Here is a 473-nt window from a genome sequence, read left to right as displayed (position 1 = left end):
AGGTGAGCTGAGTCATCTTGTCGCTGAGCGCGTATGGTCAGAGACGTCAAAAGCGTTAACGCAAGTTTGGTCGGATATTTATTTTGACACGCTTTATCAGCTCAATGTCCTTGATGTCATTATGCCAAAACTGTATCAAGCATCGAATGATAATCCTAGCCAATGGCAATTGATGTTATCTAGCCTGCGAATGGCGGGAGAGCAACAAGCGGACAACGTCATGAAGTTTGCTTTGGTTGCAACCTGCTTTAAGTCTGATCAGCAACATAACAACCCAACCACTGAGTATTTAGAATTTTGCCAAGGCTTAAAGGTACCAAAAAACACTGAGCGATTGGGGTTATTTATTCTTGAGCACTTTGATAAATTAAAAAATTTCGATCACTTAACCGCAGACCCATTGTTTGAGCTGTTAAGATTGAGTGGTAGCCTTAAAGATACCTCACTTTTAGAGCAAGCCTTGAAAGTCATTC

1 protein-coding gene is annotated in these 473 nt (G+C 41.2%); it reads left to right on the top strand.

Annotation, left to right across the window (positions count from 1 at the left end; genetic code table 11):
- Positions 1-473, top strand: a 473-nt coding sequence (locus IV512_RS19740; RefSeq protein WP_209406485.1) for a hypothetical protein, incomplete at both ends; no start/stop codon positions are given.

Origin of the sequence: Pseudozobellia sp. WGM2, assembly GCF_017810075.1 — a bacterium.
Taxonomy (GTDB): Bacteria; Bacteroidota; Bacteroidia; order Flavobacteriales; family Flavobacteriaceae; genus JADNYK01.
Note: the sequence above shows the minus strand (reverse complement) of the source record. Positions and strands in the feature narration are given on the sequence as shown.